Source organism: Pseudomonas sp. TWI628, from assembly GCF_039673865.1.
In the GTDB taxonomy this organism is placed as follows: Bacteria; Pseudomonadota; Gammaproteobacteria; order Pseudomonadales; family Pseudomonadaceae; genus Aquipseudomonas.
On record NZ_JBDJMM010000004.1, the window covers coordinates 1 to 15,386 of the forward strand.

Annotated in this window: 16 protein-coding genes; 8 read left to right on the plus strand and 8 right to left on the minus strand. The window is 62.0% G+C overall.

All coding sequences use genetic code 11. From position 1 onward, the window contains the following. Window positions 1-201 precede the first annotated feature (201 nt). Window positions 202-1,158: an endonuclease gene (locus ABE528_RS03930; protein ID WP_346652276.1), complete on the minus strand. Its 957-nt coding sequence runs from the start codon at window positions 1,156-1,158 to the stop codon at window positions 202-204. 133 nt (window positions 1,159-1,291) lie between these two features. Here ABE528_RS03930 and ABE528_RS03935 point away from each other — a divergent pair, with 133 nt between their 5' ends. Then, window positions 1,292-3,133, plus strand: a complete 1,842-nt coding sequence (locus ABE528_RS03935; protein WP_152958791.1) for a diguanylate cyclase — start codon at window positions 1,292-1,294, stop codon at window positions 3,131-3,133. On the opposite strand, the gene ABE528_RS03940 is transcribed toward ABE528_RS03935, so the two are convergent. Next, window positions 3,130-3,456, minus strand: a complete 327-nt coding sequence (locus ABE528_RS03940; protein WP_152958792.1) for an AzlD domain-containing protein — start codon at window positions 3,454-3,456, stop codon at window positions 3,130-3,132. The genes ABE528_RS03935 and ABE528_RS03940 overlap by 4 nt on opposite strands. After that, window positions 3,453-4,172 (minus strand): AzlC family ABC transporter permease, encoded by a 720-nt coding sequence (locus tag ABE528_RS03945; RefSeq protein ID WP_346652277.1) that lies wholly within the window; start codon window positions 4,170-4,172, stop codon window positions 3,453-3,455. Before ABE528_RS03945 ends, ABE528_RS03940 begins: the two co-directional genes overlap by 4 nt. Before the next feature lie 277 nt (window positions 4,173-4,449). Between ABE528_RS03945 and ABE528_RS03950 the strand changes: the two genes are divergently transcribed. The 4 genes from ABE528_RS03950 to ABE528_RS03965 all read left to right on the plus strand — a co-directional run bounded on the left by ABE528_RS03950 (window position 4,450) and on the right by ABE528_RS03965 (window position 8,823). Next, entirely contained in the window at window positions 4,450-5,448 is a 999-nt protein-coding gene (locus tag ABE528_RS03950; RefSeq protein ID WP_152958794.1) for a sensor domain-containing diguanylate cyclase, read from the plus strand. Between the two features lie 170 nt (window positions 5,449-5,618). Further along, on the plus strand, window positions 5,619-6,932 hold the full coding sequence (locus ABE528_RS03955) for a glycosyltransferase (RefSeq protein WP_346652278.1): 1,314 nt from the start codon (window positions 5,619-5,621) through the stop codon (window positions 6,930-6,932). A 2-nt stretch (window positions 6,933-6,934) separates the two neighbouring features. Continuing rightward, window positions 6,935-8,125 (plus strand): DegT/DnrJ/EryC1/StrS family aminotransferase, encoded by a 1,191-nt coding sequence (locus ABE528_RS03960; RefSeq protein WP_256669415.1) that lies wholly within the window; start codon window positions 6,935-6,937, stop codon window positions 8,123-8,125. Continuing rightward, window positions 8,122-8,823 (plus strand): WbqC family protein, encoded by a 702-nt coding sequence (locus ABE528_RS03965; protein WP_346652279.1) that lies wholly within the window; start codon window positions 8,122-8,124, stop codon window positions 8,821-8,823. The genes ABE528_RS03960 and ABE528_RS03965 overlap by 4 nt, the downstream gene beginning before the upstream one ends. A 3-nt stretch (window positions 8,824-8,826) precedes the next feature. Here ABE528_RS03965 and ABE528_RS03970 read toward each other — a convergent pair whose 3' ends face one another. The 5 genes from ABE528_RS03970 to ABE528_RS03990 are packed head-to-tail and all read right to left on the minus strand — an operon-like array spanning window position 8,827 to window position 12,704. Continuing rightward, window positions 8,827-9,555, minus strand: a complete 729-nt coding sequence (locus ABE528_RS03970; protein WP_152958796.1) for a class I SAM-dependent methyltransferase — start codon at window positions 9,553-9,555, stop codon at window positions 8,827-8,829. Window positions 9,556-9,557: 2 nt separating this feature from the next. Next, window positions 9,558-10,337, minus strand: a complete 780-nt coding sequence (locus ABE528_RS03975) for a phytanoyl-CoA dioxygenase family protein (protein ID WP_152958797.1) — start codon at window positions 10,335-10,337, stop codon at window positions 9,558-9,560. 7 nt (window positions 10,338-10,344) lie between these two features. Then, the gene (locus tag ABE528_RS03980; protein WP_346652280.1) at window positions 10,345-11,124 is read right to left on the minus strand and encodes a class I SAM-dependent methyltransferase; all 780 of its coding nucleotides are present in this window, start codon (window positions 11,122-11,124) and stop codon (window positions 10,345-10,347) included. Next, window positions 11,117-12,040, minus strand: coding sequence for a hypothetical protein (locus tag ABE528_RS03985; protein WP_152958799.1), 924 nt, complete (start codon window positions 12,038-12,040; stop codon window positions 11,117-11,119). Before ABE528_RS03985 ends, ABE528_RS03980 begins: the two co-directional genes overlap by 8 nt. Before the next feature lie 7 nt (window positions 12,041-12,047). After that, window positions 12,048-12,704 (minus strand): acetyltransferase, encoded by a 657-nt coding sequence (locus ABE528_RS03990; RefSeq protein ID WP_346652281.1) that lies wholly within the window; start codon window positions 12,702-12,704, stop codon window positions 12,048-12,050. A 116-nt stretch (window positions 12,705-12,820) separates the two neighbouring features. Here ABE528_RS03990 and ABE528_RS03995 point away from each other — a divergent pair, with 116 nt between their 5' ends. The 3 genes from ABE528_RS03995 to ABE528_RS04005 all read left to right on the plus strand — a co-directional run bounded on the left by ABE528_RS03995 (window position 12,821) and on the right by ABE528_RS04005 (window position 15,345). Continuing rightward, window positions 12,821-13,672: a phytanoyl-CoA dioxygenase family protein gene (locus ABE528_RS03995; protein WP_346652282.1), complete on the plus strand. Its 852-nt coding sequence runs from the start codon at window positions 12,821-12,823 to the stop codon at window positions 13,670-13,672. Window positions 13,673-13,759: 87 nt separating this feature from the next. Next, on the plus strand, window positions 13,760-14,626 hold the full coding sequence (locus tag ABE528_RS04000; protein WP_346652283.1) for a hypothetical protein: 867 nt from the start codon (window positions 13,760-13,762) through the stop codon (window positions 14,624-14,626). After that, entirely contained in the window at window positions 14,623-15,345 is a 723-nt protein-coding gene (locus tag ABE528_RS04005; protein ID WP_152958803.1) for a TylF/MycF/NovP-related O-methyltransferase, read from the plus strand. The genes ABE528_RS04000 and ABE528_RS04005 overlap by 4 nt, the downstream gene beginning before the upstream one ends. The last annotated feature ends 41 nt before the right edge of the window (window positions 15,346-15,386 follow it).

Below are 15,386 nucleotides of genomic sequence, written 5' to 3' on the forward strand. Positions count from 1 at the left end.
TCCAGCAGCTCTTTGGGGATTTTGGGCAGGTCACGCAAGGGTTTCTTTTTGGTTGGCATACATGCACCTCTTACTCATGTTATGCCCGAACACAAAATTTCTGACACCCTCTCGCGATGCGCCGCGCGGGCGGCGCTCGATCTCACAGCCGCAGAAGATGTAAAGGCGTACACCTGCAAGCCCTCATACCCTCTCACACCCTTACTTGCAATTCCCCGCCTTGCGGTACCCCGCCGCCAACGCCTCGGCCTCACTGCCAAACGCCACCTGGTTCTTCTGCGAAACCTGGCTGTACCCCGGGCAACCGCTGGCCAAATGATACACATGGCTATTGCGGTTACCGACCACCGCACCGCTCGCCGCAGTACTGGCCAGCGTCGGCTTGGCCGTCTCTTTCACCGCCGTCGTCGGCACCGCGGCAGCACCCTTCGGCGTATACCCCAGCGCCCACTTGCGCTCGCCGGTCACGAACGGGTTGTTGTGCCCCATGATCGCGGCAATGCGCTGGTCACGCTGCTTCTCCCAGGCCGTCACCGGATGCTGCTTGTCCCAGGCCATCAGCACCTGCTGCTGCTGGCGCGACATGCTCAGCTTGTAGCGATCGAACATGTAGAACGTGGTGCGTGCCACCAGCCCCTTGACCTCGTCGCGTGGCTCGGCGGTTTTCTGCTGGAAGTCGATCTTGGTAGCGCACTGGCCGTACTGCGGGGCAACGCCAGAAACCATGCCGTAGTTGAAGTTGCTGCGGTCACCGTTCACTTCGCCCACGGACGGGTAGAGGTTGAACAGGTCGGCTTCCATCGAACGGAAAGTCGGGTCGGTATCCACGCATTGTTCACGCCCGCCGTTCTGCCAGCACTGGCGCTGGTGGCCGAAGGTCCAGGCCGGGACGATGTGCTCCCACTCGGTACGCTCGGCGCGGGTCTGCAGCTTGCGGGTTTCATAACCACAGGATTTCAGGTCGACCCGGCCGCCGGACTTGCCGACCCAGGTCCACTTGCAGCCACAGTACAACTCGCCCATGGCGCTGTTGCCCTGGTCAAGGTAGATCTTCTGTTTGGCAACCACCTTGGCTTCGGTGAAGGTGGCGGGTGGGGTGGCGAAGGCAGCGGGGATGGCGGCGAAGGCGAGGGCGACGGCGCAAAGCAGTTTCTTCATGAAAATACGTCTTAGGCTTACAAAAAAACGCGATTATACGGCTTGAGCGATTCGATAGAAGAGATGAAAGGCTTGCGCTTGAGCGTTGCAGCGCTATCGTTTGCGGGTCAGGATTTTTATCGAGCGCGTTGTCATGCAAATTGCCCCGTCGCCTCTCAACGAGGCAGCCCGCCTGTGTTTCCTCGAGAGCCTGAACATTCTCGATACCCCGGCCGAGGAAACCTTCGACCGCATCACCCGGTTGGCCAGCGTGCTGCTCGATGTGCCCATGGCCCTGGTGTCGCTGGTCGACATGAATCGCCAGTGGTTCAAGTCGCGCCAGGGCATCGATGTGGCCGAGACCACGCGCGATATGGCGTTCTGTGCCCATGCCCTGCATGCCGAAGACATCCTGGTGATCCCGGATGCCAGCGCCGATCCGCGTTTCGAGGACAACCCGCTGGTGACCGCTGGGCCGCGCATCCGCTTCTATGCCGGTGTGCCGCTACGCTTTGCCGGCGAGCTGACCGTGGGCACCTTGTGTGTGCTGGACAGCCGGCCCCGCCAGGTGTCGGAAACCGAGTTGGCGCACCTGCGCGACCTGGCGCGAATCGTCGAGCGCGAGATGCTGCACCGCAGCCTGGCCATCGACTCGGGCAGCGCGGTGCAGCAGGCGGAGCAGGGCGCATTGGTGTCTTCCGAGGCGCGTTTTCACCGGGTGTTCGACAGTAGCCCGACGAGCAAGGCCCTGGTGGCTCTTGACGGGCGTATCCTCGAGCCCAACCGGGAATTTTGCCAGTTGCTGGGCAGGGCCAAGGAGTGGCTGGTGCTGACCCGGCTGGGCGAGCTGATCGACCCGCAGGACCTGGCCAAACTGGACGAGCCTTGGCAGCGAATCGTTGCCGGTGAGCAGGATTCGCTGGTCATCGAAGTACGGCTGGTCACCCCCGGCAATGGCGCGCTGTGGAGCGAGTTGAGCGTGTCGGCGCTGCGCAATGCGCGCGGTGTTACCGAGCAACTGGTCGTGTTCGTGCGCGACATCAGCGAACGCAAGCGCCGCCAGCAGCAACTGCAGCGCTACCAGGCGACCCTGGAGCAGCAGGTGGCGCAGCGCACCGAAGAGCTGGCACGCAGCCAGGAAACCCTGCAGGCCATTGCCGACAATATCCCGGTGCTGATCGCGCAGATCGGCACCAACCTCGAATACCGCTTCAATAATGCCGTGTACCGGCAGGTCTTCGGCGTCGAGCCGATCCAGCTCAAAGGCCGCAAGGTGCAGGATGTGCTGCCGGCGGACGTGTACCAGCAGCTGCTGCCTTGCTTCCACAAGGCGTTGGCTGGCGAGCGGGTGGAGGCTGACAACGTGCGTTACAGCCCCGATGACACGCGGATCTGGCACGCGTCCTATGTGCCTGATATCCGCAACGGCAAGGTGGAGGGCTTTTTCGTCATGTCGCTGGATGTGACCGAACGCAAGCGCAAGGAAAAGACCCTGCTCGACCAGGCCACGCTCGACCCGCTGACCGGGCTGCCCAACCGCGCGGCGTTGTATGGAGAGTTGGATTGCGCCCTGCAGCAGCGGGCTGCGTTTGCCTTGTTCTTCATCGACCTGGATGGCTTCAAGCAAGTCAACGACCAGCATGGCCACGAGGTGGGCGATGCCGTGCTGCAGGTTGCTGCGGGGCGCATGCTGGCGATCATGCGTGCGGACGACACGGTGGCCAGGCTGGCCGGTGACGAGTTTGTGGTCATCGCCCAGGCCGTGGCCAACCAGGCGTCAGCCCGGGATATTGCGCGCAAGCTGTGTGATGAGCTGTCGGCGCCGATTGCGGTGGAGGGTGTTGAAGTGGCCGTTGGCGCCAGTATCGGTGTCTACCTCAACCATTCCGGGCATGACCCGCAAACTGCCGAGGATGCCTTGGCGCTGGCCGACAAGGCCATGTACCAGGCCAAGCGCAGTGGGCGCAACCGCTTCAGTGTGGTGCCCGACCGCTAGAACCCCCAATACTGCAACCCCCACAACACCCCCATGCCAACCGCGAGGGTCAGCAGCGTACTGCGCGAGCGCCAGGCGACCAGCCCGGCGACAATCGCGGCCGGTATCTGCGGGTTGCTCCAGTCGACCCCAGGCTGGCCGGCCTTGAACACCACGGCCGGCAGCACCAGCGCGGCCAATACACTGGCCGGCACGTAGACCAGCGCACGGCGCAACAGCGGCGGAATGCGCAATGCACCGTAGAACTCGATGAACGACAGCCGTATCGCAAAGGTGCCCAGGCCAATCAGGGCGAAGGTGATCCAGGGATTCAGGTCGATCATGGCGCCTCCGCTGTCACGCGTGCGCCCTTGCGCAGCTGTTCGATGCTCAGCCCGCTGATCACGCCGCCCAGCGAGGCGACCAGCAAGCCAAGGTTGTAGGGCAGGTCGTGTGCCAGCACGGCCAGCGCGCCGCCAACCACCGCTGCGCCCAGCATCGCCGGGTTACGAATGCTCGGCACCAGCAGCGCCAGGAATGACAGTGGAATGGCAAAACCCAGCGACCAGGACTCCGGAATGCCGGCCCCCAGGTACACGCCGGCCAGCACCGCCAGGTTCCAGCCGAACCACATCGGCAAGGCGGTGCCCAGGTAGTAGGGAAAGGCAAATCGACCGAGGCCGCCGGCGCCGAATTTCAGGCTGCACAGGGCGAACGACTGGTCGGAAAGCAGGAAGGACAATGGCCAGGTCTTGCGCCGTGGCAGATCGCTCAGGTGCGGGGCCAGGGCTGCGCTGTACATCAGGAAGCGCAGGTTGATCACCAACGCGGTGACCACCATGGTCAGCGGTAACGCGCCGCTCTGCATCAGCTGCAGCACCACCATCTGCGCGGAGCCGGAATAGAACAGCAGGGTCATGCCCATCGCGTCGAGCGGCGACATGCCCACGCCGATGGCCGTAACCCCGGTAATCAGGCCGAACGGCAGCATGCCGGTGGTGAGTGGCAGAACTGCGCGGACACCCTCGGTGAATGCGTGCATCGCGCTTTTATAGTGCATGTGGGTTCCTTGAACATTCATCAGGCCCGCTCAGGGTAAAACCCGCCGGGCTGGGTAACAACGCAGATTTCCGAAATAACCCACGCGTGGCGGTTCATAGCGAAGCCTGTGCCAGCCGTGCAGGCCACAAAAATAGGACGTTGGGGCTATTCCGGTCGTCGGCCGCCAGGCATATGCTTGCCTGTCAGAGCAAGCACGTTGCCGCCTGCGGCAAACACAAGCACTGTCGGCAGCACCTTCATCGGGGCGCAGTTGCTGGACACCAGGGAGAGCGTCCATGAGTCAGGAAGCAATGCCGGCAGCTGCCGGCTTCAGTGAACAGCAGTTGGCCACGTTGTTCGGCTTGATCAGCGATGGTATCTGGGATTGGAATGCCAATACCGGCTACGTCTACCGCAATCCGGGCTGGTACGCCATGCTCGGCTACGAAAGCCATTCCATGGCCAACACCGTACTGACCTGGGAAAGCGTGATCCACCCCGAGGACTACCCACGGGTGATGGCGCACTTCGAGGCCTACATCAGCCAGCGCAACGAGCGCTATCTCATCGAGTACCGCTGCCGCTGCCACGATGGCAGTTACCTGTGGGTCGAGGACAGCGGCCATATCATCGACCGCAACGAGGACGGCTCGGTGGCGCGCATGCTCGGTGCGCACCGCAATATCGATGCGGGCAAGCGCCTGGTCGAGCAGCTGGAGCAGAAGAATCATTCGCTGGAAGCCCAGGTGGCCGAGCGCACCCGCGAGCTGTCGTGGGTCAACCAGCAGCTGCAGCGCCAGCTTGACGAGAACCGCATCCTCGCCGAACGCGACGCGCTCACGCGCATAGCCAATCGCTACCAGCTGGAGAAGACCTTGCAGCAGGAGTGCGAACGGGCCAAGCGCTTCCGCCAGCCGCTGGCGCTGATTGCCATGGACCTGGATGATTTCAAACCGATCAATGACCGCTATGGCCACGCCCGTGGCGATGCGGCGTTGATCCGGGTGGTCGAGAACCTGAGCACCAGCCTGCGTGAACTTGACTTGCTGGCGCGCTGGGGCGGCGACGAGTTCGTCATGGTGCTGCCGCAGACCACGCTGGGCGAGGCACTGGAGCTGGCGGGGCAGTTGCGCCGGGTGATGGAGCGCATGGAGCCGGTGGGCGATTGCCGCCTGACCATGAGCTATGGCGTGGTGCAGTGGCAGGCAGGAGAGGGCCAGGAGGATCTGCTGGCCCGGGCCGACCAGGCCTTGTACCGGGCAAAGGGCTCGGGGAAAAATGCTATTGCCGAGTGAATCGTTGCCTTGCGCCCGTCCGTAGGGGCGGCCTTGTGCCGTGAAGGGGATTTGGCGATCATGCCTGCGGCATGCTGACGTCTTCTAAAATTCACAGTCATGCCTGGAAGATTGCGGCCGATACAGCGGTTGCTGCAGTACGTCCCGATGATCCCTTCGAAGCGAGCACCATGCCCCCCATCTACTTGAATCTAGGTTGCGCCGATCACCCACGCCAGGGTTTTATCAATATCGACCTGGATGCCGTGGGCGCTGACGTGCAGTGGGCGCCGGGTCAGGCATTGCCGTGGGAACACGGTACGCTGGCAGGAATCTACAGCGCCCATTTTCTCCAGCGGCTGGGGCGCAACCAGGCTATCCGCCTGCTGCATGAATGCCGCCGGGCGCTGCAACCGGGTGGGGTAATCCGCCTGGTCTGCACTGACCTCGAAGCGTTGATCGACGATTACCTGAGCAATCGCGGCCACCCCGAGGCCCCGGGCATCGGTCGTGGCGAATGGCTGAACATGGCTATCCGCCAGCACGCCTGGACCTTCGACGCCGAAGAGCTGACGCGGATCTGCACGATGGTCGGCCTGGAACCGGTGGCCATCACCGAAGCGGGCGCCAGCAGCGATCCGCAACTGAGCGGGTTGGACGCTCCCATGCCGGGGCAACTGGTGCTGGAGTTCCGCAAGACGCCGCGCCAGCTGGCGGCGGATGCGCAGCCACTGGTCAGCATCGTCATGCCGACCTACAAGACCGAGCACCTGTACGACGCCTTGGGCAGCGCGCTGAACCAGACCTACCGCAACCTGGAAATCCTGGTGTGCGACGACTGCCCGACCGATGAAATCGAACGGATATGCGCCGACCTGAGCCAGCACGACCCGCGTGTGCGTTATGTGCGCAACCCGGATGCCGGCAAGGATATTGGCCGCCTGAACCACGTGCTCTGCCTGAACGAAGCGCGGGGCGAGTTCGTCAAGTTCCTCAACGACGACGACCTGCTGGACCTCGAGTGCGTGGAGCGGATGCTCGACAGCTTCCGCCGCTACCCGGACGTTACCCTGGTGACCTCCAAGCGCCAGCGCATCGACCAGTACGGTGAACCACTGGCCGATATCGCTGCGACCCAGGCCCCGGTGGCGGATGATTCGCTGATTGAAGGCCTGTCGCTGGGCACCGCGCTGATGCAGTCGCAGATCAACTTCGTCGGCGAACCAAGCACGGTGATGTTCCGTCGCGCCGACATGCTGGGCATTACCCCTGACTTCATGTCGGTCGACCAGCAACCCATTGCCTGGGCCTCGGACGTGGCGATCTTCCTCAACCTCGCCCTGCGCGGCAACACGGTCTACCTGATTCAGCCGCTGAGCAGTTTCCGCATCCACGGCGAGCAGTGCCAGGTGCTTTATGGCGCCGCTGCCCAAGGTGAATCCCGGCGCTGCTGGGCGATCATGCGCGACTTCTGGGCGCGGCATGAGTTCGACAAGGCAATCTAGACATGGCCAAGCATGCCCAAGCCCGTACGACATGGGAGCAGCCATCGGCAGCGTCCGCGCAAGCATTGCCAGCCAGCGACCGGCAAGCGGTTTACGTGACCCAGCCCGCGCTGCCTGAGCTGGACGCGTTCCTGCCCTATCTGCAGGAAATCTGGGACAGCCGCATGCTGACCAATGGCGGCACCATGCACCAGCGGCTCGAGGCGGCGCTGTGCGCGTACCTGGGCGTCGAACACATTTCGCTGTTCTGCAATGGCACCCAGGCATTGATCACCGCGCTGCAGGCGGCCGGGCTCAGCGGCGAGGTGATCACCACGCCGTACTCCTTCGTCGCCACTGCGCATTCATTGCTGTGGAACAACCTGACGCCGGTGTTCGTCGATATCGATCCGCACACCCTTAACCTCGACCCGGCGCGCATCGAAGCGGCCATCACCGAGAAGACCACGGCGATCCTGCCGGTACATTGCTACGGCCACCCGTGTGATGTCGAAGCGATACGCGCGATCGCCGAGCGCCACGGCCTGCAGGTGATCTACGACGCTGCCCATGCCTTCGGCGCACAGGATGCCGGCGGTAGCCTGCTGCGTCATGGCGACCTGGCGACCCTGAGTTTCCATGCGACCAAGGTGTTCAGCACTTTCGAGGGCGGCGCCATTGTCTGTCGCGACGCGGCGAGCAAACGGCGCATCGACCAGTTGAAGAACTTCGGCCTGTCTGCCGACGGCACCACCGTGGAGCTGACCGGCACCAATGGCAAACTCAGCGAAATTCATGCGGCGTTCGGCCTGCTGCAACTGCAAGGCCTGGACCAAGCACTGGAGAAACGCCGGCGCATCGACCAGCGTTACCGTGCCGGCCTTGCCGGCATTGCTGGCATCCGCTGCATTAGCGGGGTGGGCGAGGCGGTCGCCAACCATGCGTACTTCCCGATACTGGTGGGGCCCGAGTTCGGGCTCGGCCGCGACGCGCTGTTCGCCCACCTGGCAGCCCACAACATCCACGGCCGGCGGTATTTCCAGCCACTGATCAGCGGCCTGCCGATGTACCGCGAGTATCCGTCGGCCAGCCCGGCCAACCTGCCGGTGGCGCATCAGGTGGTGGAACAGGTGATCTGCCTGCCGATCTATCCTGACCTCGACAATGCCACCGTCGACTTCATCATCGGCCTGATCGCCGGGGCCGCTGCATGAGCACAGTGGCGGTCATGCAGCCTTACCTGTTCCCCTACATTGGCTACTGGCAACTGTTGCAGGCCGCAGACCGCTTCGTGGTCTACGACGATGTGAACTACATCGTCCGCGGCTGGGTAAACCGCAACCGCATCCTGATCAACAAGGCGCCGGGGCTGATTACCTTGCCGTTGTTGCAGGCCTCGCAGAACCGCAAGATCAACCAGATCGACATTGCCCCCGCTGCCCAGTGGCAGCGGCGCATGCTGCGCTGTGTGGAGATGGCCTACCGCAAGGCGCCCTGTTTCGATCAGGTGTTCCCTGTCGTCGAGCGTATCCTGACGCATCAGGACACCAACCTGGCGGGTTTTCTGACTCATCAGATTCAGGTGCTGGCTGGCTTCATGGGCCAGAAGGTGCAGATCGTCAGTAGCAGCGAGGGCTATGGCAATGCCCAGCTCGCGGCGCAGGAGCGGATTGTGGACATCTGCCGCCAGGAAGGCGCGACCCGCTACATTAACGCCCAGGGTGGGCGTTCGCTGTACGAGCCGGCTGCGTTCGCCGAAGCCGGCATCGAGCTGCGCTTCATCGGCATGCGCCCGCTGCCCTATCAACAGCGCGGCGAAGGCTTCACCCCCTACCTGTCGATCATCGACGCCCTGATGGAAGTCGGCGCCGAGGGTATCGGGCCGCACCTGGCGGCCTACGATTACCTCTGAGGTTCAGGCCTCGCAGACGACGTAGACGCTCGCGGTGAGGTCGGGGTACTTCATGCCCATCTTGTAGCAGCCGTCGAAGAACGCCTGGTCGATGATGCCGGCGCGCAAGGCGGCATCGAACTGGAAGTTGGCCATTGGCTTGAACAGGATGCCGCCACGCTGGGTTACCTGAAAGCCGGCCTGCAACGCTTCGTGCTCCAGCGTGTCGAGGCTGTAGGTACAGCGGTGGCCATGCTTGCGCTCGCCCTCGGTAACCGCTGCGTTGAAGTCGATCAGCCCCATGCCTACTGCAATTTGCCGTGACGCCGCATTGGCGTTGGGCACGACAATGAACAACCGGCCACCTGGCGCCAGCCACTCACGGACTTTCTGCAGCACCGGCAGTGGCTCGCTGAGGTGTTCAAGGGTGTGAATCAGGAAGATGTTGTCGAAATGCCGCTCAAGGTTGGCGTCCTCGAACTGCCCGAGGATGAAGGTTGCCCGTGTATCGGCCACGTTGCGGCGGGCGATCTCGATCAGGTCGGAGGCACCTTCGAGCACCGTCACATCATCGAAGACCTGCAGCAGCTTGCGGGTGAACTCACCGTGGTAGCAACCCATTTCCAGGGCATTGCCCGGGCGAAACTGCCCGCTCAGCGCCTTGATCATGTAGTCGCGGTGGATGTAGTCGAAATCATAGGCGTACAGGCGGTTTTCCGTGTCCTGGTACTCGGTGTTCAGGTCGCGTGACATGGTTAACCCTGGTTGGAGTGGTACATGCGCCTGGCCGGTGGCTGGTACCACTCGTCCAGGGTTGCGGGTACCCGTGCGTTGTAGCCGATGACCTGGCGCATCATCGGGTCCAGCTCAGGCCCCAGGTCATAACCCAGGGCGCGCGGGTAATCGAATTGCTGCTTCATGAATGGCTTGGAGAACATCGGCGTGACCGAGCGGCGTACCTGATCGGTCACGTTGCTGCCGCCAGCATGCCAGACATTGGAGTTGAACATCAGGATGCTGCCGGCCGGGGCGATTGCCTGTTCGGCATGTGCCTTGAAATAGTCGTCGGTCGGCTTGGCTTCGGCCTTGTGCGAGCCGGACAGCATCCAGGTCGCACCATTGTCGGCGGTGAAGTCGTCGAGCATCACCAACGTGTTCAGCAGCAGCGGCATGTCCCCGGAATAAGAGCGGATATCCCGGTGAACGCGCTGGGCGTAAGACTGGCTGGCGCGGGTATTGATGGCGCCGCCATAGGAATTGAGGATGAACTGGCCGGCGAAATAGCGCTCGATGAAGGCATAGATCGGGTAAGCCTTCAGGCACTCGAGAAAGCTGTCGAACTGCCCGATCAGGTGGTGCACCGTGTAGCTGGTGTCCTGATCGATGCCGTTCTTCACCTGGTAGTCGCGGCAGATGGCATAGGCCTTGTGAATGTCTTCGCGCATCTGCTCGACGATGGCCCGGGGGATGGCGTTCTCGAAAATCACCCAACCCTGTTCCGCCATGCGCAGGTCGAACGCCTCGGTGGAAATCATCGCTGCCTTACCTGATTGTGACGATGCATTTGGAAGGATACAGCTCGCATTTTTCCAGGGTGTATTCGGCAGGGCTGAACACTTCCTTGAAGGCCAGCGCCTCGCCTGGCGATTCGGCCCAGGTCAGTTCATCCATCAGCAGCACGCTGCCGCTGACCAAATGCGCCTTGATCGCCTTGAGTGCCGCCAGGGTTGGCTCGTACAGGCCCATGTCGAAGTAGGCGAAGGCGACGATGGCCGAGCCATTGGTCTTGAAGAATTCCGGTGCGGTCTGGCAGACGTCACCTGCCACCAGCTGATGCACACCGCGCTTGTGCCCGAGCACGTTGTTGCCTTCATGCACCTGCAGCAGTTCGTTCAGGTAGTCCTTGTAGCTGGCCTTGGTCGAGTATGAGTTTTCAACCCACACGCCGCTTTCCTTGCGGTCCTTGTCGCCCGGCGCGGAATAGCCTTCGAAGGTGTCGAAACCGACGATCTTGCGCTGCTTGTTGAACGGCTCGTACATGGCCCGCAGGTTTTCCAGCAACACCAGGTTGTGGCCGTACCAGGTACCGAATTCGCAGATCATGCCGGGGATATGCTTGAAGCGCTTGTACAGGTCGCTCAAGACGATGAACTTCACCAACACCGAGCTGCGGGTATACAGGCCGATGTTGAACAGCACGTCATCGTCCGACAGCGGGCTGTTCAGGTACAGGTCGCGCAACTTGTCACGGAAGGCGTACTGCAGGTCCGATGCAGTGGATTCGAGTTTGTAGACGTCGTCTTGCAGCTGTTCGTTACTCATCATCACTCCACTGGGCCAGGCCGAAGCCGCTGGTCCCGAATCGGTTGCCGTTGTACAGCATGTAGGTATGCCCGTTGCTCTGGAAGATGAACGGATAGCAGGTCATCAGCGAGTCCCAGCCTTCGGCCGACGGGGCGATGCCCTCATCGTCATGGCGGGTCCAGGCGCGGCCGTCGGGCGACTCGGCGTAGCGGATACGGTAGGCGCCGGCGCCGTTGCGGTAGTCTTGCGATGCACGCGAGCAGTACCACATCTTGTAGACCCCGTTTTCCTTGATCACGCAAGGGCGGGAAAACGCTTCGGTGTCGAAACGCGATGGCAGGCATTGCTGCGGGAAGCGGGTGTATTCGAAGCCATCCCGGGATTCGGCGTACTTGATCACGTACAACGGCTCGTACTTGCCATCCACCTCCAGCCAGCGGGTACCGGAGACGTACCACATCTTCCACAGGCCTTCATCGAACAGCACGGTGGGCGTCACGGCCAGGTAGGGCTCGGTGGCGGTGCGGTCCATGATCGGGCCTTCGAACAGTTTCTCGAAGTGCAGGCCGTCATCGTCCGAGACCGCCACGCCCATGGCATTGTGGTAGGGGACGGTCAGCCGCTGGTTCCAGCCGCTGTAGTACAGGTAGGTGCGGCCGTCTTTCTTCACCGCGTAGCTGGGCATCACGCCTTCGTCGTCGAAGGTGCCGGGGGCGCCGAAGCCCAGGCACGGCTCGCGGTGGCGGGCGACGACGATGCGCGGGTCGTGTTTGTCCAGGTCTACCGCGTAGCACAGGCTCTTGCCGGCGCTGTCACGGGTGGAGATGAACACCCGAATCACATCGTCCAGCACCAGCGCGGTGGGCACCTGGGCGTGGGAGCCGACCCAGTCGTGGTCGGGGTCGAAGGTTCTGCCGAGTTTTTTCCAGGCCATGCTCTACCTAAAAATCCAGTTCCTGGCTGCTTTTCACGGCGCGCGCGGGGGCGCCGACATAGAGCTGCCAAGGTTGAGTATCTTTCGAAATCAGCGCACCCATGGCGACGCAGGTACCTTCGCCGAGGGTGCAGTTGTTGGTGATGGTGGCATTGACGCCGACCCAGACGTAGGGCTCGACCAGGCAATGCCCGGACAGCACCACGTGGGAGGCGAAGAACACATGGTCGCGAATTTCGCCATGGTGGCCGATATGGTTGCCGCTCCACAGCACCACGTTGTTGCCGATGGTGGTGAACGGCTGCAGCGTGTTGTCTTCGAGAATGAAGCAGTTTTCGCCGATGACGTTATCGTTCACCGTGGCATGCGGGCTGACATAGGAAATGAAGTCATAGCCCTTTTCCTTGCCCTGCAGGTACACCGACTCACGCAGGCGGTTCATCCTGCGCCCGGTCATGGGCGCGAACAGCTTGTAGCCGCTGCTTGGGAAGTAGTCCTGAAGGGTTTCGAACGGTACCACCGGCAGCCCTTCGAACATTCTCGACTCGGGCAGGTAGCGCTCGTTCACGGTAAAACCGACCACCTGCACCGAAGGGTCTTTCTTCAGGTAGTAGTGCGCCAGTTGGGCGGTGTCCAGCACCCCGAAAATGACAACTTTTTGCATCATGGCATCCAGGAGGTTCGAGGCTGAGTCAGGTCAAGCCGAGCCAAAGGTACGCTGTGTATACTGCCGCCCACGATAGCACCTCCGCTGGCGTAACTAAAAAGGGCACCGGGCCGATGGGAAAAATTCTTGACCGAAATCAAATCCGCTTTTACCGGGAGCAGGGTTACCTGGTCGCCGAGGATATTTTCGACCCGCTGCATCTGGATGAAACCCTTGCCCACTTCAACCTGGCCTTCGCCCAGCAGCTTGAGCGCCTGGCGCTGCCTGTCGCCGATGGCCCGCTCGTCGAAGCCCTGCACTGCAACATGGCCGCATTGCTGGGCGCGAATGTCGCGCTCTACCTGGCAACGCTGCGCATGTGCTCCAAACTGTATGGTGTCTACCGGTTGATGACCGCCGAGCGCCTGCGCGACGCGGCTGCCGACCTGGGTATTGTCACCCCGTTGTTCCAGACCACTCCTGTATTGCACCTGATGTCGAAGAAGCTGGTGATCCCGGGGGGCTACCAGGGCTTCGACGTGCACCAGGACTGGACCTCGGTGCAGGGCAGCCTGGACACCATCACCACCTGGATCCCGTTCATGGACATCGATCCGCAGTTGTTCACCATGGAAGTGATGCCCGGCAGTCATCTGCTGGGCCTGCTTAGCGGCGACCAGCAACAGCATGTGCTGCGGGTCGACCAAAAGCACTTCAAGGAAGATGACTTCGTTCCTGTCTGTGTCGGCAAGGGTGGCGTTTGCTTGATGTCGAACTTCACCATTCATCGGTCTTCTCGCGAAGGCGATGATCGACTGCGGATTTCCATCAGCGGGCGCTATGAAAATGCCAGCGAACCGACGTTCATCGAACGCGAGTACCCGTTCACCCAGCAGAAGAGCATGCAGCGCGGCCTGATCACCGAAAACTTCCCCAGCGTGGAGCAGGTGCGTGACGTGTATGCCGTTGCAGGCGAGGGATTCTGATCGTCGGTACGCGCGGGCTTTAAAGTTTCCTGCCGGCATGCCGATCACCAAGTCGCATGGGGCTGAACGAGTTCTGAAGGGGCAAGTATGAATCTTTATGTCAACCAGGTGAAAAACAAGCCGGACTACCGGGGCGCGCTGTTCAAGGGCGACATCTTCCTCGAGACCGGCCTTGGCAACGCACATCAACTGTGCGCCCTGGCCCGGCAGAGCATCACCGCCGCATTCGAAGGCGAAACCGAGCACCAGTCGCTGCACAAGATGATGCCGGTGGAGACCTTCGTCGAGCGCGTCACCGCGCTCAAGCGCCAGTTCACCAATGGCCCGGAGGCCAAGGCACTGATCCGCGATTTCATCCGCGAGATCGGCGCCGACCCGAAAGACTACATCTTCGACGTGCCGCGGGTGCGCGTGGTACCGAACTACGACTACCTGCATGCGGGCGTGAGCTATGCCTACAAACCGCACCGTGATACCTGGTATGGCAGCGTCGAAAGCCAGGTGAACACCTGGATGCCGGTGTACAGCATCGAGCCGGAACAGACCATGATGATCAACCCGGCGTATTTCGAGCGGCCGGTGCAGAACAGTTCGGCCCAGTGGAGCCTGAACGACTGGATCAACGTGCAGCGGCACAAGGCCTCGCAGAACATCACCGAGGAGACCCGGGTGCACCCGGTGCCGCTGGAAGACATCGACACCAGCGCCGAGCTGCGCGTGGCGGCCAACAGTGGCGAGATGCTGATCTTCTCCGGTGCCCACCTGCACGGCACCGTGGCCAACTTTACCGACAAGGTGCGCTTCAGCGTGGACTTCCGCCTGATCCACCTGCAAGACTTGCTGCACAAGCGCGGCGCGCCGAACGTCGACAACGGTTGTTCGGACGCAGAGGCCGGCTTCAAAGACTTTTTCAATGCCAGCGACTTTTCGCAATTCCAGGGAGTTAACCCATGACCAAGCGTCGTCTGACCGCTGCCGAGGTCGAGTACAACGAAAAGCGCGCCAGCGTGCTGAGCCGTGTCGATGCCCAATACGTGGCTGATGCACCGTTCCTGTTCGCCAACCGTATCGCCGTGACCGCTGCGCTGTCGCGCATCGAACTGTTCAAGATGGTCCAGGACATTCCCGGCGCCATCGTCGAGTGCGGTGTGTACAAAGGCAACTCGTTGATGCTGTACATGCAGCTGTCGATGATTCTCGAGCCTTATGCGATCAACCGTTCGATCATCGGTTTCGATACCTTCGGCGGCTTTGCCAGCATCGATGCCGAGCAGGACCCAGCCGACATCAACGAAAGCATGTTCTCCGACACCGACGAGACGCTGATCCAGGACATGATCGATGCCAACGACCTGATCCGTCCGGTCAACCGCATCCCGCGCTGCGAGATCGTCAAGGGCGATATCCTGGAAACCGTACCGGCCTTCGTCAAGACCCGTCCGGACCTGGTGGTGGCGATGCTGATTCTCGACACCGACCTGTACAAATCGACCAAGGTGGCGCTGGAAACCTTCCTGCCATACATGCCCAAGGGTGCGATCGTGGTGCTGGACGAAGTGGCCTACCGCAACTTCCCGGGCGAGACCCAGGCGCTGCGTGACGTGCTGGACCTGAACAAGGTCGAGCTCAAGCGCCTGCCGTTCGATTCGTCGGTGGGTTACTTCCGCGTCTGACGTGGCATAGCACCGAACGAAAAAAGACCCGCGGCGCCTGG